Annotated in this window: 1 protein-coding gene; it reads left to right on the top strand. The window is 50.4% G+C overall.

All coding sequences use genetic code 11. The features are described 5' to 3' along the window. On the top strand, positions 1-2337 hold a 2337-nt coding region (locus VN105_RS10545), incomplete at its 5' end, for an FUSC family protein (protein WP_325640595.1). Positions 2338-2380 lie beyond the last annotated feature (43 nt).

Genomic DNA, 2380 nt, shown 5'->3' with positions numbered 1-2380 from the left:
TATAAAAATCCTGTAATCATCAAAATCAGCGTAATCAGTGAGTCAGACAAAATACGTGTCAGACAAAATACGCTTATCTTTGCGCCATCAAAAACCCATTTGCGCTTGCGTACAGAACAGCAGATCAATAACATCAAAAATTTTCTTTACAGTTATCATTTCAGCAACGGCTTACGTACCACTATCAGTGTGGTAGTGCCTTCGCTGGTATTCGCCTGGTTTGGTAAACTGGACCTGGGCATCGCGGTATCGATGGGCGCTTTGTGTACTGCCCTCAGCGATGTACCCGGTACCATTGTGCATAAACGGAATGGCCTTATCATCAGCACCGTGCTGATCTTCTTCACCGCGCTGGGTACGGGACTTCTTATCCCCTACGCCATCCCGATGGCCGTGTGGATAGCCATTTGCTGTTTTATGTTTGCCATGCTGCTGGTTTATGGTAACCGTGGTGGCAATATAGGTATCGGTTGCCTGCTGGTGCTGGTATCTATACTGGGCGAAACGCAACTCACACCGCAACTCACCCTGTTGCAGGCTTCTATGGTGCTGCTGGGCAGCATCTGGTACGCAGTGCTGGCATTGATCCTCTGGCAGATACGTCCTTATCTGAATGTACAACAGGCCCTGGGCGACTGCATCCTTCAAACCGCCCGATACCTTGAAGTAAGGGCTAACTTTTATACCCCGGGCATCCATGTAAGCGAGAACTACAAAGCCGTGCTGGCACAACAGGTGATCGTTAACGAAAAACAGGAAAATGTACGCGAGCTGCTGCTGAAAAGACGGTCTGCCCAACAAGGTACTACCAGCCTGAACAAAAGCATGGTACTCATTTTCCTGGATATGGTAGACCTCCAGGAACAGATCATGGCCTCGCAAACGGACTATAACGCCCTGCAGGCCGATTTCAAAGATGAAGCGATCCTGGAAAAATTCCATGTCCTTATCATGCAATTCGTACAGGAACTGAAAAATATAGGCATGGCAGTGGCAGCAGGTCAGCGTTCCCTCCCAAAAACCAACCTGAAATTTGAGATGGAAAAGGTGAAACAGGCTATCGCCGATATTACCCTGAAGCTGCCCACCCTCCGGGAAAAAACCCGTACCATTCCGCTCACCAACATCCTGCAAAACCTTCAGGATATGGCCCAGCGTATTTATAACCTGCACCGGCTTACCCGGCTGGAGCGACTGAAAGACGAGTCCATTGATCCCAAACTGGAGCTGTCTAAATTTACAACCCGCCAGAAATACGATTTTGAAACGTTCCGCGATAACCTCACGTTCAAATCCCATATCTTCCGGCATGCTATCCGTGTGAGCCTGGCCACCGTGCTGGGTTACGGGCTGGGCCTGGCGCTTCACCTGGACCGTGTATACTGGATCCTGCTTACCATAGTGGTGATCCTGAAACCGGGTTTCGGACTTACGAAGTCACGCAGCATACAGCGTTTAATCGGCACCGTTACCGGCGCCTTGTTTGCCGCCGGCCTGCTGTATATTACCCATAACGATAAGGTGATCTTCGTGGCAATGCTTATCTGTATCCTTGGGGCTTATAGTTTTATGAGCATCCGGTATACGCTCAGTGTATTTTTTGTAACACCGTTTGTCATCTTCCTGCTGCACTTCCTTCATCCTGCCGACCTGTATAACCTGACACAGCGGGTACTGGACACCTTCATTGGCGGAGGTATCGCCTTCTTTGCCAACATGCTGCTGTGGCCCAGCTGGGAGCATAATTTCGTGCCCGATTACATGAAGAAGATGATGGAAGCCAACCGTAAATATTTTGAACTGGTAATGCGCGCTTATTCCAATGAACGGGTATCCGTTACCGATTTCAAACTGGCCAGGAAAGACACCTACGTAGCTGCAGCCAACATGATGGCAGCCTTCCAGCGCATGTTGTCCGAACCCAAAAGCAAACAAAAGAATGCTTCTGAAGTATACCACTACGTGGTACTCAATCATACACTCACTTCTCACACCGCCACGCTGGCGGCATACAGCATGCATCACGGGGTACAGTTTCCCCGCCCGGAATACCGCGAAATCACGGATTACCTGCTCCATTATATGGATCAGCTCATGCTCATGACAGATCCCGCCACCGGCGGCAGTGCGCAACCTTCTCCCCTGATCCATGCCTTCGACCGGCTGGACGACCACCTGGAAAGCCTGGTTCATCAGCGGCAGCTGGAAATCAATGATGGTAAAGGCGCTACGCCTGTCCGTGATGAAATGCTGGAAACCAAACAGGTGCACGACCAGCTGACGGCAATTCTGTCGCTGGTAAAAGACATGAGCAAAGCGCTGACACAAAGCGCGTAGCGGAGGGATCGCCTTCGGCGATTGTCTTGGAGCAGGATTACGC

Origin of the sequence: Chitinophaga sp., from assembly GCF_035564935.1 — a bacterium.
GTDB lineage: Bacteria > Bacteroidota > Bacteroidia > Chitinophagales > Chitinophagaceae > Chitinophaga.
The sequence above is the reverse complement of the archived record's forward strand: the minus strand, read 5'-3'. Positions and strand labels throughout refer to the sequence as shown.